The organism is Cupriavidus sp. 10L43_2 (genome assembly GCF_056395265.1).
Genome location: NZ_JBFTJE010000010.1, coordinates 1 through 26,094, shown reverse-complemented (window position 1 = coordinate 26,094; position 26,094 = coordinate 1). Strand labels below are relative to the sequence as shown.

Below are 26,094 nucleotides of genomic sequence, written 5' to 3'. Positions count from 1 at the left end.
CCGCGGAGAGACCGCATGAGCCGATCCCCCCGGATTCCACATGGGACGACGTGGCTGTTGGCAGTGGCCAGCGTGGCCGCCGGCTGCGCAGTGGCGGACGCGCTGTGGCGCGCATTGCCGCACAAGCGCGCCCCGCCGCGCGCGCCGGCGCCGCGCACCGGGCGGCTGCGGCGGCGCGGCGAGAACGGCGCCGATGCCGACTATGCCTCGCTGATGCGCTCGTCCCGGCTCTCCAGCATGGGCGAGCTGGCCGGCTCGCTGGCCCATGAACTCGACCAGCCGCTGACCGCCATCGTCAGCAATGCCCAGGCCGCGCGCCAGTACCTGGAGTCCGATGTCATCGACATGGACGAGGTGCGCGAGATTCTCAAGGACGTGAACGACGAAGCGTGCCGAGCCAGCGCCACGGTGCGGCAGATCCGCGCGCTGATCAAGGGCGAGTCCCGCGTGCTGGGGCCGCTGGACATCGGCGCCGCCATCGACGAGGCCCTGGCGCTGGTGCGTGGCAACGCGCTCGGGCGCGGCATCGTGCTGACCCGGCAGGTGGCGTCGCCGCTGCCGCGCGTCAATGGCGATGCGGTGCAGATCCAGCAACTGCTGCTCAACGTGCTGCTCAACGCCTGCGATGCCGTGGACCGGGGCGTGCCCGGCAGTGGCACCCCGCGCGAGGTCACGGTGATGGCGCACGTGGCGGAGGGGATGGTGCAGATCGCGGTGCGCGACAGCGGCGCCGGCGTGGACCCCGGCGACCTCGAGCACATCTTCGAACCGTTCGTCACCTCGAAGCCGCAGGGCATGGGGCTCGGGCTGTCGATCAGCCGTGCCATCGCCGCGCGCCACGGCGGCACGCTGGACGCGTGGAACAACGCGGACCGTGGCATGACATTCCAGTTTTCGCTGCCCCAGGAAGGCATGCCCACACGACGCGGCGTCCGCATGCCGCGCGGGCTTGCCATGGCCGAATCGTCTTTCAAAGGATAGCGCCATGAGCGAACACGTTCCGACGGTGTATATCGTCGACGATGACCCCGGTGTCGTGCGCGCGCTGGTGCGGCTGGTCAAGGCGCACGGCTACCAGGCGGTGGGCTTCAACGATGCCTGGGCCTTCCTCGATGCGCGCGCGGCGGACCCCGGTCCGGCCTGCGTGATGCTGGACCTCCAGATGCCGGGCATGGACGGCATCACGCTCCAGCGCCGGCTCGACGGCGAGCTGCCGGTGATCTTCGTCACGGGCCATGCCGATGTCCCCTCCACGATCCTGGCCATGCTGGCCGGCGCCACGGACTTCCTGCTCAAGCCGGTGCAGGAAGACGCGCTGCTGGCGTCGCTCGAACGGGCCTGCCGCTGCGCCGTGGCGCGGCACATGGAACACGAGGAAATGGCCGACCTGCGCGAGCGGCTCGACCGCCTGACCCCGCGCGAGCGCGAGGTGATGGCATGGGTGGTCACCGGCCGCCTGAACAAGCAGGTGGCCAGCGAACTGGGCACGGTGGAGAAGACCATCAAGGCCCATCGCGCCAGCGTCATGCGCAAGCTGGAGGTCGGTTCGCTGGCCGAGCTGGTGCGCATGGCCGACAAGCTCGGCCTGCCCGCCGTGGCCGCCGCACGGACACCCCACCGCGCGGGTGCGGGCGCCGGGGCCTGAGCGCTCCCCACGCAGACGGGTGAAGGGCCGGGGTGCACACCCCGGCATGGCGCGCCGCCTGGGCGGGACCATGGCCCAATATCGCGGGGGCGGGGCATCTCGTAGGCTACGAGCATCAGCGATGCTTGCGCGATTGCCGATCCTGCCGATGGTCAACCTGTGGTCAATCTATGGGGCCTACCGAGACCTTTGTCGTCATCGTCGATGACGACGACGCCGTAGCCCGCGCGATTGCGCGGCTGCTGCGCGCCGCCGGCGTCGTCGTGGATACCTACGCCAGCGGCCTGACGCTGCTGGACCGCCTCCACGCCGACCCCGGCTACCGCCCCGACTGCGTGATCCTCGATGTCTGCATGTCCGATATTGACGGCCTGGAAGTGCAGCAGCGGCTGATGCCCATCGGCCTGCCCGTGCTGTTCATCACCGCCTATGACGTGCCCGAGGCGCGCACCCGCGCGCTGGCCAACGGCGCGCTGGGCTATCTGCGCAAGCCGTTCAACGCGTCCCAGCTGCTCGCCCTGATCCCGCCCCCCCGGTCCTGACGCGGGGTGGCCCTTGGTCCAATTGCCATGGATTGCGGCGCGGCACAAGCTAGGTCGAGAAGCGCCCTTTGCATGGCGTGGGCGTGGCATGTGTGGATGGGAGACCGCAATGCGCAGCAGGATCGGCCGAGGGGGAGTGACGCTGCTGGCGGCGCTGGTGCTGGTGCTGGGCGCGGGCTGCGGGAAGGAGGAGCGCAAGGCCGCGGCGCCGCCGGTGACCGACGTCGGCGTCATCACCGTGTCGTTGCGTGACGTGCCGCTGAACTTCGAGTTCGTGGGCGAGACGCAGAGTTCCCAGCAGGTGGAGATCCGGGCCCGCGTGAACGGCTTCCTGGAGCAGCGCACCTACACCGAGGGCTCGCTGGTCAAGGCCGGCGACGTGCTGTTCCGTATGGACCAGAAGCCATTCCAGGCCGCGCTGTCCGCCGCCAACGCGGAGCTGGCGCAACAGCAGGCGCGGCTGACCACGGCGCGCGCCAACCTGAACCGCGTACGGCCGCTGGCCGCCAAGAACGCCTTGAGCCAGAAGGACCTCGACGACTCCACCGGCCAGGAACAGGCCGCGGCGGCGGCTGTCGAGCAGGCCAAGGCCAACGTCGTCAACGCGAAGCTGAACCTCGGCTATACCACCATCACCTCGCCCGTGAACGGGCTGTCCAGCTTCGCCAAGAAGCAGGTGGGCTCCTATATCGACCCCACCAACAGCCTGCTGACCTACGTGGCCAAACTGGACCCGATGTGGGTCAACTTCAGCCTCTCCGAGAACGAAGTGCTGCAAACACGCTCCCAGACGGCATCGGGCGCGCTGCGCATGCCTGAGCGCGGCGCGCTGGAGGTGGAAGTGATCATGGCCGACGGCAGCGTCTATCCGAGCCGGGGCCGCATCGCCTTCCAGGACGCCTCCTTCAGTGCCGAGACCGGCACCTACCTCGTGCGGGCCGAGGTGGCCAACCGCGATGGCCAGCTACGGCCGGGCCAGTTCGTGCGGGTGCGGGTGATCGGCGCCCAGCGCACGCGCGCCATCACGGTGCCGCAGGAGGCGGTGATCCAGGGCCAGCGCGGCGAATCGGTCTGGACCGTGGACAAGGACAACAAGGCGCAGTCGCGCGCCATCGAGGTGGCCGAATGGACCGAGGGCAACTGGGTGGTGCGCTCCGGCCTGCGCGAAGGCGACGTGGTGATCGTGGACGGCACGGTGCGGCTCGCGCCCGGCGCGCCGGTGCGGCCCACACCGGTAGGGGCGAAGCCGGCCTCCGCGCCGGCAGCCCAGGGCGCACAGAAATCGGCTGACCAGAAATCGGCGGCCCAGCCCGCGCCCGGTGAGAAGGCCGCGCCATGACGCTGTCGCACTTCTTCATCGACCGGCCGATCTTTGCATCGGTGCTGTCCATCATCATCGTGGTGGGCGGGCTGGTGGCGATGTTCAACCTGCCGGTGGCGCAGTTCCCGGACATCACGCCGCCGAGCATCACGGTGACCACCACATACCCCGGGGCGAGTTCCGAGGTGGTGGCGCAGAACGTGGCCGCGCCGATCGAGCAGCAGGTGAACGGCGCGGACAACATGCTCTATATGTCGTCCACCAGCTCGTCCACCGGCAACATGACGCTGACGGTGTACTTCGAGATCGGCACCGACCCGTCGCTGGCCCAGGTGGACGTGCAGAACCGCGTGAACCTGGCGCTGCCCACGCTGCCGGATGCGGTGACCAAGCAGGGGGTCTCGGTCCAGAAGCGGTCGTCGGCGTTCATGATGGTGATCGCGGTCTACTCGCCGGACAACAGCTATCCGCAGACCTTCGTCGACAACTACACCAACATCTACATCCTTGACGCGCTGAAGCGGATTCCCGGCGCCAATCAGGCCGCGATCTTCGGCACGCCGGACTACGCGATGCGCGTCTGGCTGCGGCCGGACCGCATGGCGCGGCTCGGCATCACCGTGGAGGACGTGAAGAACGCGGTGGCGGCGCAGAACGAGCAGTTCTCGGCCGGGCGCATCGGCTCCTCGCCGACCGACGGGCCAGTCAAGCAGACTTTCCCGGTGGCCACCAAGGGCCGCATGACCGAGCCGGCCGAGTTCGACAACATCATCCTCCGTGCTGCCTCGGGCGATGCGGCCATCGTGCGGCTGAAGGACATCGGCCGGGCCGAGCTGGGTTCGAAGGACTACTCGCTGCGCAGCCGCTTCAAGGGCAAGACCGCCACGCTGATGGCCGTCTACCAGCAGCCGGGCGCCAACGCGCTGGACGTGGCCAAGCAGGTGCGCACCACGCTGGAGACCATGAAGAAGTCGTTCCCGCCCGGGCTGGAGTACGAGGTGGCGCTGGACACCACGGAGTTCGTGCAGGAGTCGATCAACGAGGTGGTGCATACGCTGCGCGACGCCGTGATCCTGGTGATTTTGGTGGTCTACCTGTTCCTGCAGAGTTTCCGCGCCACGCTGGTGCCGATCCTGGCCGTGCCGGTGTCGATCATCGGCACCTTCATGGCGATGTCGGCGTTCGGCTTTTCGGTGAACATGCTGACGTTGTTCGGGATGGTGCTGGCCATCGGCATCGTGGTGGATGACGCCATCGTGGTGATCGAGAACGTCGAGCGGAATATGGTCGAGTTCAACATGCCGCCCAAGATCGCCGCCAAGCACGCCATGGACGAGGTGGGCGGGCCGGTGGTGGCCATCGTGCTGGTGCTGCTGGCCGTGTTCATCCCGGTGGCCTTCCTCTCCGGCATCACCGGGCAGCTGTACAAGCAGTTCGCCATCACGCTGGCGGTGTCGGTGTTCCTGTCTGGCATTGTGGCGCTGACGCTGTCGCCCGCGCTGGCGGCCATCCTCCTCAAGCCCGGCACGCACAAGAAGAACCGATTCTTCCAGTGGTTCAACCGCAGCTTCGACCGCATGGTGGAAGGCTACGGCAGCAGCATCCAGCTGGTGATCCGCCGCGTGTTCATCTCCGTGGCGCTGGTGCTGGCGCTGATCGTGGCGAGCGTGCTGCTGTTCCTGCGCATTCCGTCGTCGTTCCTGCCCGTGGAGGACCAGGGCTACCTGTTCGGCGCGGTGGTGCTGCCGGACGCGGCGAGCCTGGACCGCACCGGCGACTTGTCCAAGCGCGCCGAGCAATGGTTCGCGGCGCAGCCGGGCGTGAAGTCGGTGGCCACGCCGGACGGCTACAGCCTGATCGACTCCCAGAACAAGTCCAACGCCGGCACGCTGTTCATCACGCTGAAGAGCTTCCACGATCGCGGCAAGGGCGAGAGCGCCGAGGACCTGATCACCAAGGCCAATCGCGAGTTCTCCACCTGGCGCGAGGGGCTGGTGATCCCGGTCAATCCGCCGTCCATCCCGGGACTTGGCACCACGGGCGGTTTCGAGTTCTGGCTGCAAAGCACCGGCGACGGCACCTACCAACAGCTGGAGGCGCGCGCGCGGGCCTTCATCGCCAAGGCGCGCCAGCGGCCCGAGCTGCGCAGCGTGAGCACGACGATCAACACGCGCTCGCGCCAGTTGCTGGTGGACCTGGACCGCGAGCGCGCCGAGACCCAGGGCGTGCCGGTCGATCAGGTCTACTCGGCCCTGCAGACCATGTTCGGCTCGCTCTACGTGAGCCAGTTCCCGAAGAACAGCCGGCTGTTCCAGGTCATCCTGCAGGCCGAGCCGCAGTTCCGTTCGCGCCCGGAAGACCTCGACAAGGTCTATGTGCGCAACACCCATGGCGACATGGTGCCGATCAAGGCCGTGACCACCTCGCGCTACGTGGCCGGCGCGGACCTCGTCACGCGCTTCAACAACTTCCCGGCCGCCAAGATCACCGGGGACGCCGCGCCCGGCTACAGCTCCGGGCAGGCGCTGACCGCCATGGAGGAAGTGGCCGCCGAGGTGCTGGGCGAGGGCTACAGCTTTGCGTGGAGCGGGCAGGCGTATGAGGAGAAGAAGGCCGGCTCGACCGCCGCCATGGTGTTCGCCTTCGCGCTGCTGATGGTGTTCCTGATCCTGGCCGCCCAGTACGAGAAATGGTCGCTGCCGATCGGCGTGCTGCTGGCGGTGCCGTTCGCGCTGTTCGGCGCGCTGGTCGCCATCCTGATACGCGGCATGCAGAACGACGTGTACTTCCAGATCGGCCTGACGGTGCTGATCGCGCTGGCGGCCAAGAACGCCATCCTGATCTTCGAGTTCGCGGTGGAGATGCGCATCAAGGAGGGGCTGAACGCCTACGACGCGGCGGTCAAGGCGTCCAAGCTGCGGCTGCGGCCGATCATCATGACCTCGCTGGCCTTCATCCTGGGCTGCATTCCGTTGGCCATCGCCAGCGGAGCTTCCGCGGCGAGCCGGCAGTCGCTCGGCACGGGCGTGATCGGCGGCATGCTCGGCGCCACGGTGATCGCGGTGTTCTTCATCCCGATGTTCTTCTGGGCGCTGGAGCGCCGCACCGCCGGCAAGGTGCCGGACCAGCCGACGCCGGGCCATCCGCCTTCGGGTCATCCGCCCGAGCCGGGGCTGGAGCCGCCCGCCGATGCGCCGGCCGCGCCGGTGCGCCGGGGAGACCCGCCATGAGCCACGTGCACTGGCAGGCGCTGGTTGGTGCCGGCGCCTTGATGGCAGGCGGCTGCGCGGTGGGGCCGGACTACGAACGGCCCGCCGTGGACGTGCCCGAGACCTATCGCTTCGCGGAGACCCCGCCGGCCACGGCCACGCCTACGGCTGCCACGCCCACCACGCCCACTACGCCCGCCATCGATCCGCAATGGTGGGGCCAGTTCGGCGACCCGGTGCTCGACGCGATGATCGCCCAGGCGCTGGAGCGCAATCGCGACATCCTGATCGCCGCCGCCCGTGTGGACGAGTACTACGGGCGCGTGATGTCCACGCGCGGCCTGATGTTCCCGCAGGTCGGCGTGGAGACGTTGGCAAGCCGTCAGCGCCTGAGCAACAGCAGCGGCACGCTGTCGCCGGTGGGCAATCCGTTCAACCAGGTGCAGGCCGATGTGTTCGCCTCGTGGGAGATTGACCTGTTCGGCCGGCTGCGGCGCCTGACCGAGTCGGCCCGCGCGCAGTGGGCGGCCTCCGACGAGGCGCGCCGGGCCGTGGAGATTAGCGTGGTGGCGGCCGTGGCATCGGGCTACGTCACGCTGCGCGATCTGGATAACCGCCGGCTGGTGGCCGGCGACACGCTCGACAGCCGGGCGGGGGCGCTGGAGCTGTTCCGGCAGCGCTTCGAGGGCGGGGTGGTGTCCGAGGTGGAACTGGCGCAGGCGCAGTCCGAGTACGCGTCGGCGTTGACCTCGGTGGCGCTCTACGACCAGCTGGTGGCGCAGCAGGAGAACCTGCTGTCGGTGCTGATCGGTGAGAACCCGCGCGCCATGCCGCGCGGCCTGCCGATTGGCGAACTGCGCCCGCCGACGATTCCATCCGGCCTGCCGTCCGACCTGCTGGAGCAGCGCCCGGACCTGTTGCAGGCCGAGCAGCAACTGGTGGCCGCCAACGCCGAGATCGGCGCGGCACGGGCCGAGTACTTCCCGACCATCACGCTGACCGGGCTGTTCGGCGCGGCCAGCACGGCGCTTTCCGGGCTCTGGGTGGGCGCGGCGCAGACGTGGTCGTATGGCGCGTCGGTGGCGATGCCGATCTTCAGCGCGGGGCGGATTGCGGGCGATGTCCGGCAGGCCGAGGCACGCCAGCGGCAGGCGCTGCAGGGCTACCAGCAGGCCATCCAGACCGCGTTCCGCGAAGTGGCGGACGCACTGGTGGGCGTGCAGCGCACGCGCGATCAGCTCACGGCCAAGACCGCGCAGGTCGATGCGCTGGCGCGCTATGCCGCGCTCGCGCGCGACCGCTACGAGGGCGGCTACACCAGCTACCTGGAGGTGCTCGACTCGGAGCGCGCGCTGTTCTCGGCCCAGATCGACCAGTCGAGCCTGCGCGGTACCGAGTTCGGGCAGATCGTGCAGCTTTACAAGGCGCTCGGTGCTGGCTGGCCGCTGCGCGCAGCCGGCATCCCGCAAGCGGAGCGCCGGGATCAGGCATCCACAACGGAGAGATGACATGAAAAAACGAGTGCTGGTGATGGTGGCGATGATTGCCATGGCAGGCGCGGCGCAGGCCCAGCCGGATACCAAGGTGGATGTCACGCGTGGACAGGGGACGGCCACGATGACGGGCACCGCCAAGGTGAACGCGACGATCACGAAAATCGACGCGCCCACGCGCACGGTGACCCTGAAGACGCAGACGGGCAAGGTCGTCGACCTGGCCGTGGGCCCCGAGGCGCGCAACTTCGACCAGCTCAAGGTCGGCGACAAGGTGGCGGTGGAATACCGCGAGGCGCTGACGCTGAAGCTGGAGAAGGGGAGTGGGCCGCTGTCGATGGAAACCAAGCCCATCGAGGAGCGCTCGGCGCCGGGTGCCAAGCCGGGCGGCGTGATTGGGCAGGAGGTGACCGTGGTGGCCGATGTGGTGGCGGTCAGCCCGTCCAAGCACACCGTGACGGTGAAGGGGCCCAAGGGCAATGTCATGGACCTGATGGTGGAAGACCCCGCCCAGTTGGCCGAGGTGAAGAAGGGCGACCGCATCAAGGCCGTCTACACGCAGGCCGTGGCCGTGAACGTGCAGGCGGCGACGAAGTAGCCCTGTCGCACCTATCGCACCTACTGCCATGTCGCGCCGCCTTGTTGTCAACCTCCGCGTCTGCGCCGGCCTCGCCCTCTGTGCGATGGCCTGGCCGGCCCAGGCGTACTTCGACCATTTCCTGAACAACACCATCGTCGGCCGGCTGAGCCGCCCGCAGACGGAGACGCTGGCCGACATCTACCGCAAGGCCTTGTCCGAGAAGGACGATGGCAGCAGTACGCCGTTTGAGCTGCCAGCGGACAAGGACGCGAAGGCCGCCGAAGGCAGCATGACGCTGATCAAGACCACCCAAAAGGGGGATCAGCGTTGCCGTCAGGTGAAGTCGGAGTTCCGGCAGGCCGGCAAGTCCGAGAAATGGACGGGCTGGTACTGCCGCAAGGGCGACGGCGACTGGCGGCGCACGCAGATGAAGCAGTAGCCGGGCCGTCCCTCACTTGGGTGATGCGCGCTCCGCATGGTGGACCATGGTCCAATACCGGCGCGTGCCCCGGTTGAATATCTTGTTCAGGAAGCGGTGTCCGCGCTCGGCGCGGACGCTTTGACCATCGTTACCCCCTTGCGAGGCATGCACCATGAGCCGACACGATACGTCGAAGCTGGCGAGCCTTTCGCCCTTCGAACTCAAGGATGAACTGATCAAGCTGGCCGGGAGCGTGTCCAACCGGCTGATGCTCAACGCGGGGCGGGGCAACCCCAATTTCCTGGCCACCGTGCCGCGCCATGGCTTCCTGCAGCTTGGGCACTTCGCCATGATCGAGTCGGAGCGGGCGTTCTCCTACCTGCCCGTGGGCGTGGGCGGATTCCCGCGCCGGGCCGGCATCGAGGAACGCTTCGACCAGTTCTCGCGCCAGCACCATGACGTGCCCGGCGTGGCCTTCCTGACCGGCGCGGTCTCGTACGTGCGCGACCAGCTCGGGCTGGACGGCGGCGACTTTCTCTACGAGATGTGCGAGGGCTTCATGGCCTGCAACTACCCGGTGCCGGACCGGATGCTGCGGCTCAGCGAAAAGATCGTCAAGCAGTACATCCGCCGGGAGATGATCGGCGCGCATCCGTTCGAGGGCGACTTCGACCTCTACGCCGTGGAAGGCGGCACGGCGGCCATGACCTACCTGTTCAACTCGATGCGCGTGAACGGGCTGCTGCGCGCGGGCGACACCATCGCGCTGGGCATGCCGATCTTCACGCCGTACATCGAGATTCCCGAGCTGAAGGAATACAACCTCCACGAGGTGAATATCAACGCCGACCCGGCGGCCGGCTGGCAATACCCGAACGAGGAACTGGACAAGCTGCGCGACCCCAAGGTCAAGGCGTTCTTCCTGGTCAACCCGAGCAACCCGCCCTCGGTGCGGGTGAGCGATGCCAGCCTGGAATACCTGGCGGACATCGTCAAGGAGCGCCCGGACCTGATCATCCTGACCGACGACGTGTACGGCACCTTCGCCGACAACTTCGTCTCGCTGTTCGCCATGTGCCCGCGCAACACCATCCTGGTGTACTCGTACTCGAAGTACTTCGGCGCCACGGGCTGGCGGCTGGGGGTCATCGCCACGCATAAATCGAACTTGTTCGATGCGCAGATCGCCGCGCTGCCCGATGCCGACAAGAAGGCGCTGAACGAGCGTTATTCGTCCATCACCACCGAGCCGGCCAAGCTGCCGTTCATCGACCGCATCGTGGCGGACAGCCGCACCGTGGCCCTGAACCATACGGCGGGGCTTTCCACGCCGCAGCAGGTGCAGATGGTGCTGTTCTCGCTGTTCTCGCTCATGGACACGGCGGACACCTACAAGGACACCGTGAAGCGCCTGATCCGCAGCCGCAAGGCCGCGCTGTACCGCGGCATGGGAGCGAAGGCCGAGGCCGTGGACGAGAACGTGGTGGATTACTACACGCTGCTCGACGTGGAGCGCGAGAGCCGCGAGGTGGGGCCGGAGTTCGTGAAGTGGCTGCTGGACTCGATCAAGCCGCACGAGCTGCTGTTCCGGCTGGCCGAGGAGGCCGGCGTGGTGCTGCTGCCCGGTGGTGGATTTGGGACCCAGCATCCGTCCGGACGGGTCTCGCTGGCCAACCTCAACGAAGAGGACTACGTGAAGATCGGCCGCTCGGTGCGCAAGCTGCGCGACGAGTACCTGGAGAAATACCGGGCGCAGGGCGGCAAGGTGGGCAAGGCGGATAAATCGGACAAGTCCGAAAAATCTGACAAGTCGGGCAAGGGCAAGTCAGGCAAGTAGCCGCCCGCACCCAGAAGAACAACCCGAAGGAGGTGCTTCATGAACTGGTTCGTGACGACCCTGAAAGCCTACCCGGAGATCTCGATCTTCCTGGCGCTGGGCATCGGGTACTGGGTGGGCGGCAAGAGCTTCAAGGGCTTCAGTCTCGGGGCGGTGACGTCGACGCTGCTGGTGGCGATCGTGATCGGCATCCTCGGCGTCAAGATCTCGGCCAACGTGAAGTCGGTCTTCTTCCTGATGTTCCTGTTCGCGGTGGGGTACGGCGTGGGGCCGCAGTTCGTGCGGGGCATCGCCAAGGACGGCGTGCCCCAGGCGATTTTCGCGGTGATCCTGGCGGTGCTGTCGCTGGTGGTGTCGGTGGGGGCGGCGATGATCGCCGGCTATGACCTCGGCTCGTCGGCGGGGCTGTTCGCCGGCTCGCAGACCATTTCGGCGTCGATGGGGCTGGCGACGGACGCCATCAACCGGCTGGGCCGCTCGCCCGAGGAAACCAAGGAGTTGCTGGACGCCATGCCGATTGCCTACGCGGTGACGTATATCTTCGGCACGGTCGGCTCGGCCATCATCCTGGCGCAGATCGGGCCGAAGCTGCTGGGCATCGACCTCGTGAACGCCTGCAAGGAGTACGAGCACCTGCTGGGCGCCAGTGACGATGCCGCCGGCACGCAGTGGCACAACTTCGAGCTGCGCGCCTACAAGCTGGCGCCCGACGCGCCCTACATCGGCAAGACCGTGGGCGATGTGGAGTCCCACACGCAGGCGGGCTTCCGGGCGTTCATCGAGCGCATCCGGCGCGACGGCAAGATCATCGAGACGGACCCGTCCACGGTGCTGCAGGCCGGCGACGTGGTGGCGATTGGCGGCAAGCGTAACCAGCTGATCGAATTCCTTGGCCCGCGCGGCGCGGAGGTGGAAGACCGCGAGCTGCTGGACACACCCACCGAGGGCGTGGACATCTACATCACCAACAAGGCCGTGGATGACAAGACGCTCGAGGAACTGGCGCACGAGCCCGGCGCGCGCGGCGTCTTCTTGAGGAAGATCAAGCGCGGCCCGACCGAGACCGTGATCCCGGTGCTGCCGAAGACCAAGCTGTATCGCGGCGATGTGGTCACGCTGGTGGGCCGCACGCGCGACATCAACGCCACGGCCAAGACCCTCGGCTACGTGGACCGGCCGACCACGGTGACCGACGTGGCCTTCATGTCGCTGGCGATCACGGTGGGCACGCTGATCGGGGCCATCGTGCTGAACGTGGGGGGCATTCCGCTGACGCTGTCCACCGCCGGCGGCGCGCTGATCGCGGGGATCATCTTCGGCTGGTATCGCGCCATCCACCCGACCTTCGGCCGCATTCCGGAACCGACAGTCTGGTTCATGAACTCGGTGGGCTTGAACGTGTTCATCGCCGTGGTGGGCATCTCCGCCGGCCCGGGCTTCGTCGCCGGGCTCCAGAAACTCGGCATCAGCCTGTTCCTGTGGGGCATCTTCGCCACCGCCGTGCCGCTGTTCATCGGCATGTTCATCGCCAAGTACGTGTTCCACTTCCACCCGGCGCTGCTGCTCGGCGTCTGCGCCGGGGCGCGCACCACCACGGCGGCACTCGGCATGCTCTGCGAAGCGGCCAAGAGCCAGGTGCCGGGGCTGGGCTATACGGTGACCTACGCGGTCGGCAACACGCTGCTGACGATCTGGGGGATGGTGGTGATCATGATTTTGGCGTGAGGGGGCCAAAAAAGGGGAGTGGTGCGGGATGCACTCGCGGTGCGGGGGATGGTGCCCGGGGTCGGACTCGAACCGACACGCCTTGCGGCGGGGGATTTTGAGTCCCCTGCGTCTACCTGTTTCACCACCCGGGCATTGGGCGGCGATACCCGGACGGGCATCGCGCGGCGATGAACCGCGGATTATGCCGSAAATCGCCCCGCCGAACAACCGCCCCGGGCTTGCGGTAGCATAGCGCGCAGCGCCGCCCGCTTCGCCCCCGTCCTCGTCGCGGCGTCCCCATCGGAGCACCGTGACATGTCAGACCAGCCGTCCCTGGCCAGCCTTGCCGAGTTGCCATCCCAGGACCCCGCGTTCTACGCGCACGCCTATAACAACCGCGCCCGGGTGCCGGACAACGCCACGCACATGGCCCGCTGGGCTGCCGATTCGGCGCTGGTGCGGGCTGCCGCGGCGTCGTACCTCGAGAACCTGCCCTATGGCGACCCGGCGTCGCCCCATGCCGACGACGAGCGCCTCGACTATTTCCCCGCCACGGGCGTGCCCGCCGGCACCCGTCCGCCGCTGCTGGTGTTCGTCCACGGCGGCTACTTCCGCGCGCTCGACAAGCGCGACCACAGCTTCGTGGCCAGCCTGCTGCCCCGGCGCGGCGTGTCGGTGGCGATCATCAACTATTCGCTGTGCCCGGCGGTCACGGTGGAAACCATCGTCCGGCAGGTGGTGCAGAGCGTGGCGTGGCTGTACCGGCAGGGCGATGCGCTCGGCCATGATCGCGACCGCATCTTCGCGGCCGGGCATTCGGTGGGCGGGCATCTGGTGACCATGCTGATGGCGGCGCTGTGGCCGCAGGTGGGCGCAGACCTGCCGGTGGGCCTGATCCGGGGCGGTCTGTCGATCAGCGGCCTGTACGACCTCGAACCGCTGCGCCGCGCCGACTTCCTTCAGGTGGACCTGCGTCTGACCGAGTCAGATGTCGTGCGCCTTTCGCCGGCCTTCCTGCCGCCCGCCACGCGCGCGCCGTTGCTGACGGCGGTGGGCGAGATCGAATCAAGCGAATATCACCGCCAGAACGCGCTGATCCGCGCCGCCTGGCCGGACAACGCGCGCGAGGACATCCCGCTGCCGGGCCGCCATCATTTCAACGCGATGGACGACCTGGCGCGCGACGGCAGCCCGATGCTGCGCGCGCTGCTGGCGATGATCGGCGGGATGTAGGGGAGGGCAGGCTTTAGGACGCGTCCGAGTCCGGCGCCTGCTTGTGTTCCAGCAGGCGCAGCAGCGACGACGTGTCGTCGCGTCCCCAGCCGTTTGCCATCATCTGGTCGAGCTGGGCCGAGGTGACGCGCATCGCGGGCAGGTCCAGCCCGATCTGGTTGGCGATGTCCTGCGCCAGCCCGAAATCCTTGGCATGCAGCCGCGATTCGATGCCGGCGGCGAAGTCGCGCGCCACCATCTTCGGCCCCAGCAGATCGAGCATGCGGCTGCCCGCAAAGCCCGTGGAGATCGCCTGGAACACCTTGCCGGTGTCCACATCCTGCGCGGCGGCAAAGCGCATGGCCTCGGCGATGCCCTCGATATTCACCACCTGGGCGATCTGGTTGCACAGCTTGGCGACCTGGCCCGCGCCGTGGTCGCCGATATGCGTGATCGACTTGCCAATCAGGTTCAGCAGCGGCCGCACGGTCTCCAGGTGCTCGGCCTTGCCGCCGACCATGATGGTCAGCGTGGCGGCCTGCGCGCCGGTCGTGCCGCCCGACACCGGGCAGTCGAGCGCGTGGATGCCGCGCGCCGCCAGCGACTGGGCAATCTCGCGCGTGACGATCGGCGAGATTGTGCTGTGATCGACGCAGATCGTGCCGGGCGCGGCGCCCTCGATCACGCCATCCTTGCCGAGCAGCACCGTGCGCACGTCTTCCGACGAGGTGACGTTGGTGAACACCACGGCCGCTCCGCGTGCGGCGTCAGCCGGCGTGAAGCACGGTTCCGCGCCGAGCTGGCGGGCCGCGTCGGCGGCCTCCGGGCGGCGTACGAAGGCCCGTACCGTGTGGCCGCCAGCAATCAGGTGGCCGACCATCGGCGCGCCCATCGCGCCAAGGCCAATAAATGCAAGGGTGGTCATCCGCGGTTCCTTATCCCCATCGTAAAAAAAGCCATGTGCCGCCGGCTTGGGCGACACATGGCGAGGATAGCCGAGGATGCCGCACGGCGCCACGCAGGGGCCTGCGCGGGCTCCGGGGCAGGGGCTCAGAACGGCAGTTGTTGGATGGCGCGCAGGATTAGCAGGGGGCTGTTGGGCCCTTCCTTGCTGCTGAAGGCGAACGCATGGCCGGGGCGCACGGCCTTCACGCAGAACGAGATCGTCTTTTGGCCAGCCGCGAGTGCGTTGGCCACCGCCGCGCTGACATCGATCTGCCGAGATTGCTGCACATGGTTGAGGTGAAGCCGTCCGACGAACCGGCCGCCGCACGCTGGCGCGTTGGCCATGGTCAGGGTGTCTTCGTTCCACGCTGTGTCGGTGACGAAGACCTGCAGGATATCGGCCGCCGTGCCGGTGACGTTGCCGCCATGGAGCATGATCCGGTACTCGGGCTTGAAGCGGGCGGGCAGGGCCTGCGCGCCTTCAGGGATCTGGAACTTCATGTAGAAGCTCAGCGGCGGCGTGGCGCCTTGCGCCGCCTGCGTGGCCAGTTTCACGTCGCGGCCGAATGTCGTGTGGACGTCATCGCCGCCGCTGACCATCGCGTTAGCCTCGGGCGCGTTGTAGTCGTACGGAATCTCCCGCGCGCAGGCGCGTTCCTTGTTGAGGCATTGTTCGGTCAGATAGTGCATGGCCTTGGGCTGCCAGCCATTGAAGAAGTCGGCATGCCCCGAATACAGGGGACCCCAGTTCTCCTGGGACACCTTGCCATGGGCGTTCAGCGTCGGGTCCTTCGAGAGCTGCGCATGCGTGAGATCGCGCACCTGGCCCAGCGCATAGGCGAGATTGATGCTCAGGTGCGGCACGCGCACCGGATAGCCGACCGGGCAGGCGCCGCTCTGGTCGGCATAGGCCATGTTGTTGTAGCCGCCGTGATGGGAGCGCAGCGTCGGATTCAGGTTGATGCCGTCCCAGCAGGTGGGGAAGCTGATGCCGATGTTGAGTTGCGTCCCCTTCACCGGATCGGGCACGCAGTCAGTCGGGATGGTGTTGGTGTAGCCCCTGCGGCTGCCGGTGCACAGGAACGAGATGCGCGGGTTGGGCTGCGTGCCGGCGTGGTTGCCGGCCAGCATTTGCAGGCCGGTTGGCATGACACTGACCGGGTAGCGGTTGGAACTGGGCACCGCCACGTTCGAGTAGTAGGTCTTCTTGTAGGTGGGCGGCACGATCGTGCCGTCGGGCAGCTTCAGCGAGGGGGCCCAGTACGAGCTGGTGTCCGCAGCGTTCTCGCAGGTGGTGCCGGACTTTGCCAGCAGGTCGGCGCCCGTGGTGTAGGCGTCTGCCGCCGTGTTGCCGAAGAAGTCATGCCGCATCGCCGTGCCCGGCCGCTTCGGGTGAACGATGGGGTCGTCCGCCAGCGTGTGCGAGTACAGGCAGAGCGCATTGGCGCGGCCGTCGCGCAGGGTGCCCTGCGCCATTGCGGAGAAGCTGGCGGCCAGACCGCCCGCCAGCACAAGGGTTTTGAGACAGGAAGCGTGCATCGGTCGTCGTGGTTGTCGGAATGGCTGCCTGACAGGATCAGGCGCGGCCGATTCTAGCGACGACGGACGCAACGAATCGTCTCAATCTCCTTGTTCTTGATGCACTTGAATAATCAAAGTTTTTGCGAGGCCGCGAGGCGCCACAGCGAGGTCACCTCGGCCTTGCGGGCCTGGTGCAGCGGATCGTCCGGATCACTCGCCTTGGGATGGCGCGGGCGGATGTCGGAGCGGCCCAGCACCTTCAGCCCGGCGTCTTCGATCCAGCCCAGCAGTTCCTCGCGCGTGCGCAGGCCCAGATGCTCGGCGAAGTCGGAGAGCAGCAGCCAGCCCTGGCCGGCCGGCTCCAGATGCTCGGCAAGGCCGGCGAGGAAGCCGCGCAGCATGCGGCTCTCGGGATCGAACACGGCATGCTCGACCGGCGAACTCGGTCGCGCGGGCACCCAGGGCGGGTTGCAGACCACCAGCGGGGCGCGGCCAGCCGGGAAGAGGTCGGCCTCGACCACTTCCACCTGATGGGTCAGACCCAGCCGGCCGAGGTTGTCGCGGGCGCATTGCAGCGCGCGCGGGTCCTGGTCCGTGGCCACCACGCGGCGCACGCCGCGCTGCGCCAGCAGGGCCGCCAGCACGCCGGTGCCGGTGCCGATGTCGAAGGCGAGCTTGTCCGAGGGCAGCGCTTCCTTGGCGACGAGGTCGAGGTATTCGCCCCGCACCGGCGAGAACACGCCGTACCACGGGTGAATCCGTTCGCCCAGCACCGGGATCTCGACGCCCTTCTTGCGCCACTCGTAGGCGCCGATCAGGCCGAGCAGTTCGCGCATCGAGGCCACATAGGGCGCCGTGGCCGGGCCGTAGACCTGCGTGCAGGCCTCAGCCACCTCGGGCGCGCGGCGCAGCGGCACCACGTGGCCGGCGTCGAACGGCAGCAGCAGCATGCCCAGCGTGCGCGCGCGTTGCGACTGCGCCAGCCGGTGCTTGTGGAACGCCTCGGTCATGTTGGCCGGCGGCTTGGGCGCGCGCTTGGGCTTGCGGTCGGTGCGGCGGGCCATGGCCTGGAGCAGCTGGCGCGCGTTCTGGAAGTCGCCGCGCCAGAGCAGGGCCACGCCTTCGCTGGCCAGCCGGAACGCCGTGTCGGCGGGCGTCTGGTCATCGGCAATCACCACGCGCTTTGGCGGCGGCAGGCCGGCCTCGGAGCGCCACAGCGCGCTGCGCTCGGCGCCGTCTTCGGTCCAGTGGATGGTGGGGAGGGAGGAGGAGTCAGACATATCTATATAGAGGGAGGCGTGCGCCACATCGGCAGGCAATCTTAAATGTGCCGATTACAGCTCATAGGCCTCGTGATCGCCCGACATCGCCTGTTCCACGAGCTTGCGGTTCAGGGTGGGCGAGAACAATTCGATGAAGGTATAGACGAAGCTGCGCAGATACGCGCCCTGTTTGACGGCCAGATGGGTCACATTGGTGCCGAACAGGTGGCCGACCGGGATGCCGCGCAGGTTGCGGTCGCGCTCGGCATCGAACGCCACACCGGCCACGATACCAATGCCCAGGCCGATCTCGACATAGGTCTTGATCACGTCTGCGTCGATGGCCTCGAGGATGATATCCGGCTCCAACTGGCGCAAGGCGAATGCCTTGTCAATCTTGGGGCGGCCCGCGAAATTCGGATCGTAAGTGATCAATGGGTAACTTGCGATGTCCTCGAGCGCGATGTGCTTCTTTTCCAGCAAGGGATGGTCGGGCGGCGTGATGACCGTATGCGACCACTGGTAGCCGGGCAGCGACACCAGGCCCTTGTCCCCCGAGATGCCCTCGGTGGCGATACCGATGTCGGCCTGGTCGTGCAGGATCATGTCCGCGATCTGCGAGGGGTTGCCCTGCTGGATCGACAGCCGCACCTTGGGGTAGCGCTTGGTGAACTCGCCGATCACGCGCGGCAGGGCATAGCGCGCCTGGGTGTGCGTGGTGGCGATGGTGAAGTTGCCTTGATCCTGGGCAGCGTAGTCCTTGCCTACCCGCTTCAGGCTCTCCACCTCCTGCAGGATCTTCTCCACGGAGGTCAGGATGCGGCGCCCCGGCTCGGTCAGGCTGCGGATGCGCTTGCCGTGCCGCGTGAAAATATCGACGCCCAGCTCCTCCTCCAGCTCGATGATGGCCTTGGAGACGCCAGGTTGTGACGTATATAGCGCTTTTGCGGCTTCGGTCAGGTTGTAGTTCTGACGGACGGCCTCGCGCACGAAGCGGAACTGGTGCAGGTTCATATAACTCGGTGCGTATAAACAAACAACTTCTTATTAGTTTGAGATATGAGGCCAGTTTATTACGATTTTCGAACTTTGTTAAATAACGGCCTGCCCGTATTGCGTCCGCGCCCAGCCTGAACCCCGGCGAAGCGCGGAAGTGACGGAAAAGGCATTGTTGAGAACCCCCCGAATGTCCCTTGCGTATACCGCTTCCGGTCTGCTGGTAGGTATCTTGGTCGGCCTGACCGGGGTAGGCGGGGGTTCGCTCATGACGCCGCTGCTGACCCTGCTGTTCGGCTTCTCGCCGGCCACGGCGGTGGGTACCGACCTCGCGTTCGCTTCGATCACCAAGGGCTTCGGCACCATCGCGCACCGCGCCCATGGCCACGTGCAATGGCAGGTGGTGCGCCGCCTCTGCATCGGCAGCCTGCCCGCCGCACTGGTCGCCATCCTCGTACTCAAGAGCGCCGGCGAGCTGGACGCGCGCTGGCTGCACGGGATTCGGCTGATGATCGGCGTGTCGGTGCTGCTGACCGTATTGTCGCTGCTGTTCCGCAAGCAGATGCTGGCCTGGCTCGAACGCAACCCGCGTTTCCAGCTGGAAGGCCGCCGCCAGGTGGTGGCGACCGTGGTGGTGGGCGCCGTGATCGGCGTGCTCGTCACGGTGTCGTCGATCGGCGCCGGCGCGGTTGGCGCCACGCTGATCCTGTTGCTGTACCCCCATATGAAGCCGGCCGAAGTGGCTGGCACCGATATCGCCTACGCCGTGCCGCTCACGGCGGTGGCCGGGCTGGGCCACGTGTGGCTCGGCACCGTCGACTGGAATTTGTTGCTGGCGCTGCTGGTGGGCTCGATCCCCGGCATCTGGCTGGGCGCGCAACTGTCCCGGGCGCTGCCCGAGCGGCTCGTGCGCGCCGCCCTGGCCACCACGCTCACGCTGGTCGCCATCAAGCTCGTTTCCTAAGCATTCAACGAATACTGAACGGACCCACACCATGTATCAGTACGATCAATACGACCAGCGCATCGTCCAAGAGCGCGTTGCCCAGTTCCGTGACCAGGTGCGCCGCCGCCTCTCCGACGAACTGACCGAAGAGGAATTCCTGCCGCTGCGGCTGCAGAACGGCCTGTACATGCAGCGCCATGCCTACATGCTGCGCGTGGCCATTCCGTACGGCCTGCTGGCGTCGAAGCAGATGCGCATGCTGGCACATATCGCGCGCGAGTACGACCGTGGCTACGGCCACTTCTCCACGCGCCAGAACATCCAGTACAACTGGATGGACCTCGAGCGCGTGCCGGACGTGCTGGCCGACCTCGCCAGCGTGGAGATGCACGGCATCCAGACCTCGGGCAACTGCGTGCGCAACATCACGACCGACCACTTCGCCGGCGTGACGCCGGACGAGACCGTGGACCCGCGCGTGCTGGCCGAACTGCTGCGGCAGTGGAGCACCTTCCAGCCAGAATTCGCCTTCCTGCCGCGCAAGTTCAAGATCGCGATCTCGGCCTCCGCCAACGACCGCGCCGTGGTGCAGGTGCACGACATCGGCATCTACGCCTACCGGAACGCCGCCGGCGAGACGCGCCTGCGCATCCTGGCCGGTGGCGGCCTGGGCCGCACGCCGATCCTGGGCACGATCATCAAGGACGACCTGCCGTGGCAGCATCTGCTGACCTACGTGGAGTCGGCGATTCGCGTGTACAACCGCTACGGTCGCCGCGACAACAAGTACAAGGCGCGTATCAAGATCCTCGTGAAGGCCATCGGCGCCGAGAAGTTCGCCGCCGAGGTCGAGGAAGAGTGGCAGCACAGCAAGGACGGCCCGGGCACCATCACGCAGGACGAGTTCGCCCGCGTGGCGCAGTACTTCACTCCGCCGGCCTACGAGAAGCTGGCCGACACCGACGCCGGCTACGAGAAGCACCTGCTCGAGGACAAGGCGTTCGCGCGCTGGGTCAGCCGCAGCGTGCACGCCCACAAGGTGCCGGGCTATGCCGCCGTGACGCTCTCCACCAAGCCGGGCCCCGTCTCGCCCCCGGGCGATGCCACGGACAAGCAGATGGAAGCCGTGGCCGACCTGGCCGACCGCTACGGGTTTGGCGAGCTGCGCGTGGCGCACGAGCAGAACCTGGTGCTGCCGGACGTCAAGAAGCATGACCTTTTCGCCCTCTGGCAGGAAGCGAAGCAGGCCGGCCTGGCGACGGCCAACATCGGCCTGCTGACCGACATCATCGCCTGCCCGGGCGGCGATTTCTGCTCGCTGGCGAATGCCAAGTCGATCCCGATCGCGCTGGGCATCCAGGAGCGCTTCGACAACCTCGACTTCGTGTACGACCTGGGCGAGATCTCGCTGAACATCTCCGGCTGCATCAACGCCTGCGGTCACCACCACGTGGGCAACATCGGCGTGCTGGGCGTGGACAAGGACGGTTCCGAGTGGTACCAGGTGACGCTCGGCGGCGCCCAGGGCAACAACACCGCGCTGGGCAAGGTCATCGGCCCGTCGTTCAGCGCCGAGGAAATGCCCGACGTGGTGAGCCGCATCATCGAAACCTTCGTCGCGCACCGCGTCGAGGACGAGCGCTTCATCGACACGTTCGCCCGCATCGGCATCGCCCCGTTCAAGGAACGTGTGTACGCCGACAAGCAGCGCGAAGAGCGCGCCGAAGCCTGACGACCCCGGAGAGACTGAACATGGCAAAGATTATTCAACTGCAACGCGACGCCGCCGACCTCCGCCCCGTGATCGTCGAGGACGACTGGACCGTGCTGCGCGCCACCGAGACCGAGCCGCTGGACGACGCCCGCGTGGCCGCCGCCGCGCAGGGCACGGACGCCGTGCTGTTCCCGCTGTCGGTGTGGAAGGCGCACGCAGCGCTGCTGGCCGGCCGCGACAAGGCCATCACCGGCGTGTGGCTGGCTCCTGAAGACGAGCCGGGCGATGCCGAGGCGCTCTTCGACCGCGTGTCGCTGGTCGCCGTCGATTTCCCGGTGTTCCGCGATGGCCGCGGTTTCTCGTCGGCCTACCTGCTGCGCACCCGTTACCACTGGGACGGCCAGCTCCGCGCCATCGGCGACGTGCTGCGCGACCAGCTCAACTTCATGAAGCGCTGCGGCTTCGACGCCTTCGCGGTGCGCGCCGACAAGAACATCGACGACGCCATCAAGGGCTTCACCGAGTTCACGGTGGCCTATCAGGCATCGGTGGACGAGCCGCTGCCGCTGTTCCGCCGCAACCGTGCGGAAGTGACCGCCCGGGGCGCCGCATGAGCGCAGTGATCTCCGACATCCCCGTGGTGGAGCTGGGCGCGCCGGTGTCCGGCCTGCGCCCGCCCGCGCTGTGGACCCAGCCGGTCTACACGGGCACGGTGGAGGCGCTGGAAGCCAAGGAACGCGCGCTGGCCGAGCGGCTGGCCGAGATTGCGGGCCGCTTCTTCCGCGCCCGCTTCGCCACCAGCCTGGCTGCCGAGGACATGGTCCTGACCGATGCCATCCTGCGTGGCGGTGACGCCGTGCGCGCCGGCATCCGCGTGTTCACGCTGAACACGGGCCGCCTGCACGCCGAGACGCTGGCCGTGCTGGATCAGGTGCACACGCACTACGGCTACGCCATCGAGCAGTTCACGCCGGACCCGGAAGCGGTGGAGAACTACCTGAAGAACCACGGCCTGAACGCGTTCTACGACAGCGTGGACCTGCGCAAGAGCTGCTGCGGCATCCGCAAGGTGGAGCCGCTGAACCGCGCGCTGTCCCACGCCGATGCCTGGATGACCGGCCAGCGCCGCGAGCAGGCCGTCACGCGTGCCGAGCTGCCGTTCGAGGAGCTGGACGAAGCGCGCGACATCCCCAAATTCAATCCGCTGGCCGACTGGACCGAGGCCGAGGTCTGGGCCTATCTGGTGCGCCACAACGTGCCGGTGAACGCGCTGCATGCCAAGGGCTACCCGAGCATCGGCTGCGAGCCGTGTACGCGCGCTGTGAAGGCTGGCGAAGACGTCCGCGCAGGACGTTGGTGGTGGGAGAGCAAGGACTCGAAAGAGTGCGGGCTCCACGAGCAGAACATCAAGCATTGAAGTATTGAATCGAGGCCGAGAACGACATGGGCATCATGAACGACATCGCAGAAGCAGGGGTTGAACACCTGCTCCAGGTCCAGAACGACCACCTCGACCGGCTGGAAGCCGAGTCGATCTACATCATCCGTGAAGTGGTGGCCGAGTGCCGCAACCCGGCGCTGCTGTTCTCCGGCGGCAAGGATTCGATCGTCATGCTGCACCTGGCGCTGAAGGCCTTCCGCCTGGGCGACCGCAAGGTGGAACTGCCGTTCCCGCTGGTGCACATCGACACCGGCCATAACTACCCGGAAGTGATCGCCTTCCGCGACCAGCGCGTGGCGGAACTGGGCGCGCGCCTGGTGGTGGGCCATGTCGAGGATTCGATCAAGCGCGGCACGGTGCGCCTGCGCAAGGAAACCGACTCGCGCAACGCGGCGCAGGCCGTGACGCTGCTGGAAACCATCGAGGCGCACAAGTACGACGCGCTGATGGGCGGCGCCCGCCGCGACGAAGAGAAGGCCCGCGCCAAGGAACGGATCTTCTCGTTCCGCGACGAGTTCGGCCAGTGGGACCCCAAGGCCCAGCGCCCCGAGCTGTGGAGCCTGTACAACGCCCGCATGGCCTCGGGCGAGCAGATGCGCGTGTTCCCGATCTCGAACTGGACCGAGCTGGATGTGTGGCAGTACATCGCCCGGGAAAACCTGGCCCTGCCGCCGATCTACTATGCGCACGAGCGCGAAGTGGTGCGCAAGAACGGCCTGCTGGTGCCAGTGACGCCGATCACGCCCAAGCAGGACGGCGATGTGAGCGAGGTGCTGTCGGTACGCTTCCGGACCGTGGGCGACATCTCCTGCACCTGCCCGGTGGCCAGCACGGCCGCCAACCCGGTGGACATCATCGCCGAGACCGCGGTGACCGAGATCACCGAGCGCGGCGCCACCCGGATGGACGACCAGACCAGCGAGGCGTCGATGGAGCGCCGCAAGAAGGAAGGCTACTTCTAAGCCGCAGCCAAGGACCACACATCATGACTAGACAAGCATCTCACCAGGGCCTGCTGCGCTTTATCACCGCGGGTTCCGTGGACGACGGCAAGAGCACGCTGATCGGCCGCCTGCTGTATGACAGCAAGGCCGTGCTGTCCGACCAGCTGACCGCGCTGGCCAACGCCAAGAACAAGCGCACCGCCGGCGAACAGATCGACTTCTCGCTGCTGACCGATGGCCTGGAAGCCGAGCGCGAGCAGGGCATCACCATCGACGTGGCCTACCGCTACTTCTCCACGGCGCGCCGCAAGTTCATCATCGCCGACACGCCGGGGCACGAGCAGTACACCCGCAACATGGTGACCGGCGCCAGCACGGCGCACGCCGCCATCGTGCTGGTGGACGCCACGCGCGTGACCGTGCAGGGCGGCCGTGCCGAACTGCTGGCCCAGACCAAGCGCCACTCGGCCATCCTGAAGCTGCTGGAGATCCAGCACGTGATCGTCGCCATCAACAAGATGGATCTGATCGAGTACGACGAGCAGCGTTTCAACGAGATCCGTACCGCGTACACCGAACTGGCCGCGCAACTGGGCCTGAAAGATGTGCGATATGTGCCGGTGTCGGCGCTTCGTGGTGACAACATCGTCCACGCCAGCGACGCGATGCCGTGGTACTCGGGCGAGCCGCTGCTGCCGCTGCTGGAGGCCCTCCCAGTCGAGGAGCCGGCCCCCGAGGGCGACGCCGCGCTGCGCTTCCCGGTGCAGCTGGTGATCCGCCAGGACGGCGCCCAGTCGGACGATTTCCGGGGCTACGCCGGCCGCGTGGAAGCGGGCACCGTGCGCGTGGGCCAGAAGCTGCGCGTGCTGCCGGCCAACCGCGACGCCGTGGTGGCCGAAGTGCTGACGCCGAACGGCGCCGCCGACTCGGCCAACGCGGGCGACACCGTGACGGTGCGCCTGTCGGAAGACGTCGATGTATCACGCGGTGACATGTTCGTCGCCGCCGACGCCGCCTCGGTCTCGGCCAAGAAGCTGCAGGCCGACCTGTGCTGGTTCGACGACGAATCGCTGAATCCGTCGCGCAAGTACGTGCTCAAGCACACCACGGCCAGCGTGTTCGCGCGCGTGTCGGCGGTGGATCGCGTGCTGGACGTGCACACGCTGTCGCACGAGACCGGCCGCCATGACATCCGCCTGAACGACATCGGTTCGGTGCAGTTGTCGCTGCAGAAGCCGATCGTGTGCGATGTCTACGGCGATAATCCGGCGACGGGCGCGTTCGTGCTGATCGACGAAGCGACCAACCACACGGTGGCGGCGGGCATGATCCGTGCGTATAGCTGACATCGACATCGTCAGACGGCAAGTAGAACAGTGAGCGAGATGACCCCGCATCAAGACAAACGGACCGGACGCGTGACCCTGATTGGTGCAGGCCCCGGTGCGGCCGACCTCATTACGGTGCGTGGTGCACGCCTGCTGGGCGAGGCCCAGGTGGTGCTGCACGACGCGCTGGTGTCGCCCGAGATGCTGGCCTGGTGCCCCCAGGCGCAACTCGTGGAGGTGGGCAAGCGCTGCGGGCAGCGCAGCACCGCACAGCTGTTCATCAATCGCCAGATCGTGGACCTGGCCACTAAGTACGAGCGCGTGGTGCGCCTCAAGGGTGGCGACCCGATGCTGTTCGGCCGCGCCGACGAGGAACTCCAGGCGCTGGAAGCGGCAGGCATCGAGTATGAGGTGGTGCCGGGCATCACGGCAGCGCTGGCGGCCGCCTCGGCCATCCGCAAGCCGCTGACCAAGCGCGGCGTCTCCCGCAGCGTGGCCTTCGCCACCCAGGCCAAGGCGGCCGATGCGGTGGACGTGGAAGCCGACGTCCGCGCCGACACCATCGTCTATTACATGGGGCGCGACCAGGCGGCCAACATCGCCGCACAGCTGATCGCCCACGGCAAGCCCGCCACGACGCCCGCATGGGTCGTGGAAGCGGCCACCACCCCGAAGCAGCRCAGCCACCAGTTCACGCTGCGCCAGATGGCGGCCGGGGAGGCTGCGGCATGGATGGACCCCGTGCAGCCGAGCCTGCTGATGATCGGCGAGGCACTGGCGGATCGGGCGACGGAATCCGTGGAAGAGGCTGGGGCGGACGAACCCCATCACGAGCGCGCCGCCTGAGTCTTGGCGGGAGGCGTATGAAAAAGCCAGAGCGATGAACTGACCCCCAGAAGTTGGACGGTTGATGGCTAGGCCGGAAAGGGCTGAGTCCTGTATTGCACGGGACTCAGCCCTTTTAGTTTGAGCTTGATGCGGTCATGATTGTAGTAGTGAATGTATTGGCGCAGTCCATCCTGCAGTTGCT

The 26,094-nt window shown here is 67.3% G+C and carries 23 protein-coding genes and 1 tRNA gene; 18 read left to right on the top strand and 6 right to left on the bottom strand.

Annotated features, from left to right (window positions below; genetic code table 11):
* The first annotated feature begins 15 nt into the window (after positions 1-15).
* From AC1DEL_RS15620 to aspT, 10 genes are all read left to right on the top strand, one after another.
* The gene (locus AC1DEL_RS15620) at positions 16-981 is read left to right on the top strand and encodes a sensor histidine kinase (RefSeq protein ID WP_441592356.1); all 966 of its coding nucleotides are present in this window, start codon (positions 16-18) and stop codon (positions 979-981) included.
* Positions 982-985: 4 nt separating this feature from the next.
* Complete coding sequence (locus tag AC1DEL_RS15615) at positions 986-1,645, top strand: response regulator transcription factor (protein WP_092300823.1); 660 nt, start codon at positions 986-988, stop codon at positions 1,643-1,645.
* 170 nt (positions 1,646-1,815) lie between these two features.
* The gene (locus AC1DEL_RS15610; protein ID WP_477105695.1) at positions 1,816-2,187 is read left to right on the top strand and encodes a response regulator transcription factor; all 372 of its coding nucleotides are present in this window, start codon (positions 1,816-1,818) and stop codon (positions 2,185-2,187) included.
* 109 nt (positions 2,188-2,296) lie between these two features.
* Positions 2,297-3,526, top strand: coding sequence for an efflux RND transporter periplasmic adaptor subunit (locus tag AC1DEL_RS15605; RefSeq protein WP_092300817.1), 1,230 nt, complete (start codon positions 2,297-2,299; stop codon positions 3,524-3,526).
* Positions 3,523-6,738: an efflux RND transporter permease subunit gene (locus tag AC1DEL_RS15600; protein ID WP_477125996.1), complete on the top strand. Its 3,216-nt coding sequence runs from the start codon at positions 3,523-3,525 to the stop codon at positions 6,736-6,738. Before AC1DEL_RS15605 ends, AC1DEL_RS15600 begins: the two co-directional genes overlap by 4 nt.
* Positions 6,735-8,225, top strand: a complete 1,491-nt coding sequence (locus AC1DEL_RS15595) for an efflux transporter outer membrane subunit (protein WP_477125997.1) — start codon at positions 6,735-6,737, stop codon at positions 8,223-8,225. The genes AC1DEL_RS15600 and AC1DEL_RS15595 overlap by 4 nt, the downstream gene beginning before the upstream one ends.
* 1 nt (position 8,226) lies before the next feature.
* Positions 8,227-8,808 (top strand): DUF1344 domain-containing protein, encoded by a 582-nt coding sequence (locus tag AC1DEL_RS15590; protein ID WP_092300808.1) that lies wholly within the window; start codon positions 8,227-8,229, stop codon positions 8,806-8,808.
* Positions 8,809-8,836: 28 nt separating this feature from the next.
* The gene (locus AC1DEL_RS15585) at positions 8,837-9,229 is read left to right on the top strand and encodes a hypothetical protein (protein WP_441592361.1); all 393 of its coding nucleotides are present in this window, start codon (positions 8,837-8,839) and stop codon (positions 9,227-9,229) included.
* A 154-nt stretch (positions 9,230-9,383) separates the two neighbouring features.
* Positions 9,384-11,048: a bifunctional aspartate transaminase/aspartate 4-decarboxylase gene (locus AC1DEL_RS15580; RefSeq protein ID WP_092300803.1), complete on the top strand. Its 1,665-nt coding sequence runs from the start codon at positions 9,384-9,386 to the stop codon at positions 11,046-11,048.
* Between the two features lie 39 nt (positions 11,049-11,087).
* Complete coding sequence (aspT, locus tag AC1DEL_RS15575) at positions 11,088-12,773, top strand: aspartate-alanine antiporter (protein ID WP_092300800.1); 1,686 nt, start codon at positions 11,088-11,090, stop codon at positions 12,771-12,773.
* Between the two features lie 49 nt (positions 12,774-12,822).
* On the opposite strand, the gene AC1DEL_RS15570 is transcribed toward aspT, so the two are convergent.
* A tRNA-Leu gene (locus AC1DEL_RS15570) sits at positions 12,823-12,907 on the bottom strand.
* Between the two features lie 163 nt (positions 12,908-13,070).
* Here AC1DEL_RS15570 and AC1DEL_RS15565 point away from each other — a divergent pair.
* Complete coding sequence (locus AC1DEL_RS15565; RefSeq protein WP_441592364.1) at positions 13,071-13,988, top strand: alpha/beta hydrolase; 918 nt, start codon at positions 13,071-13,073, stop codon at positions 13,986-13,988.
* 13 nt (positions 13,989-14,001) lie between these two features.
* Here AC1DEL_RS15565 and AC1DEL_RS15560 read toward each other — a convergent pair whose 3' ends face one another.
* The 4 genes from AC1DEL_RS15560 to AC1DEL_RS15545 form a co-directional block, all read right to left on the bottom strand.
* Positions 14,002-14,892, bottom strand: coding sequence for an NAD(P)-dependent oxidoreductase (locus AC1DEL_RS15560; RefSeq protein ID WP_477108653.1), 891 nt, complete (start codon positions 14,890-14,892; stop codon positions 14,002-14,004).
* A 125-nt stretch (positions 14,893-15,017) separates the two neighbouring features.
* A complete protein-coding gene (locus tag AC1DEL_RS15555; protein ID WP_477125998.1) occupies positions 15,018-16,451 on the bottom strand; it encodes a DUF1996 domain-containing protein in 1,434 nt (477 codons plus the stop codon).
* Between the two features lie 113 nt (positions 16,452-16,564).
* Positions 16,565-17,713, bottom strand: coding sequence for a methyltransferase (locus tag AC1DEL_RS15550; protein ID WP_092300789.1), 1,149 nt, complete (start codon positions 17,711-17,713; stop codon positions 16,565-16,567).
* Positions 17,714-17,767: 54 nt separating this feature from the next.
* Positions 17,768-18,709: a CysB family HTH-type transcriptional regulator gene (locus AC1DEL_RS15545; RefSeq protein WP_092300786.1), complete on the bottom strand. Its 942-nt coding sequence runs from the start codon at positions 18,707-18,709 to the stop codon at positions 17,768-17,770.
* 172 nt (positions 18,710-18,881) lie between these two features.
* Between AC1DEL_RS15545 and AC1DEL_RS15540 the strand changes: the two genes are divergently transcribed.
* Genes AC1DEL_RS15540 through cobA form a run of 7 tightly spaced genes read left to right on the top strand, consistent with a single transcriptional unit; the run spans position 18,882 to position 25,910 of the window.
* Positions 18,882-19,655: a sulfite exporter TauE/SafE family protein gene (locus AC1DEL_RS15540; RefSeq protein WP_092300783.1), complete on the top strand. Its 774-nt coding sequence runs from the start codon at positions 18,882-18,884 to the stop codon at positions 19,653-19,655.
* A 31-nt stretch (positions 19,656-19,686) separates the two neighbouring features.
* Entirely contained in the window at positions 19,687-21,369 is a 1,683-nt protein-coding gene (locus tag AC1DEL_RS15535; RefSeq protein WP_477125999.1) for a nitrite/sulfite reductase, read from the top strand.
* Positions 21,370-21,389: 20 nt separating this feature from the next.
* Entirely contained in the window at positions 21,390-21,965 is a 576-nt protein-coding gene (locus AC1DEL_RS15530) for a DUF934 domain-containing protein (protein WP_092300777.1), read from the top strand.
* Entirely contained in the window at positions 21,962-22,768 is an 807-nt protein-coding gene (locus AC1DEL_RS15525) for a phosphoadenylyl-sulfate reductase (RefSeq protein WP_441645624.1), read from the top strand. Before AC1DEL_RS15530 ends, AC1DEL_RS15525 begins: the two co-directional genes overlap by 4 nt.
* A gap of 26 nt (positions 22,769-22,794) precedes the next feature.
* Complete coding sequence (gene cysD / locus AC1DEL_RS15520) at positions 22,795-23,754, top strand: sulfate adenylyltransferase subunit CysD (protein WP_092300771.1); 960 nt, start codon at positions 22,795-22,797, stop codon at positions 23,752-23,754.
* 23 nt (positions 23,755-23,777) lie between these two features.
* A complete protein-coding gene (locus AC1DEL_RS15515; RefSeq protein ID WP_092300768.1) occupies positions 23,778-25,082 on the top strand; it encodes a sulfate adenylyltransferase subunit 1 in 1,305 nt (434 codons plus the stop codon).
* Positions 25,083-25,121: 39 nt separating this feature from the next.
* Positions 25,122-25,910, top strand: coding sequence for a uroporphyrinogen-III C-methyltransferase (gene cobA, locus AC1DEL_RS15510; RefSeq protein ID WP_477159112.1), 789 nt, complete (start codon positions 25,122-25,124; stop codon positions 25,908-25,910).
* A gap of 68 nt (positions 25,911-25,978) precedes the next feature.
* Here the strand turns inward: cobA and AC1DEL_RS15505 are convergent.
* Positions 25,979-26,094, bottom strand: a 116-nt coding sequence (locus AC1DEL_RS15505; RefSeq protein WP_441592170.1) for an IS3 family transposase, incomplete at its 5' end; no start/stop codon positions are given.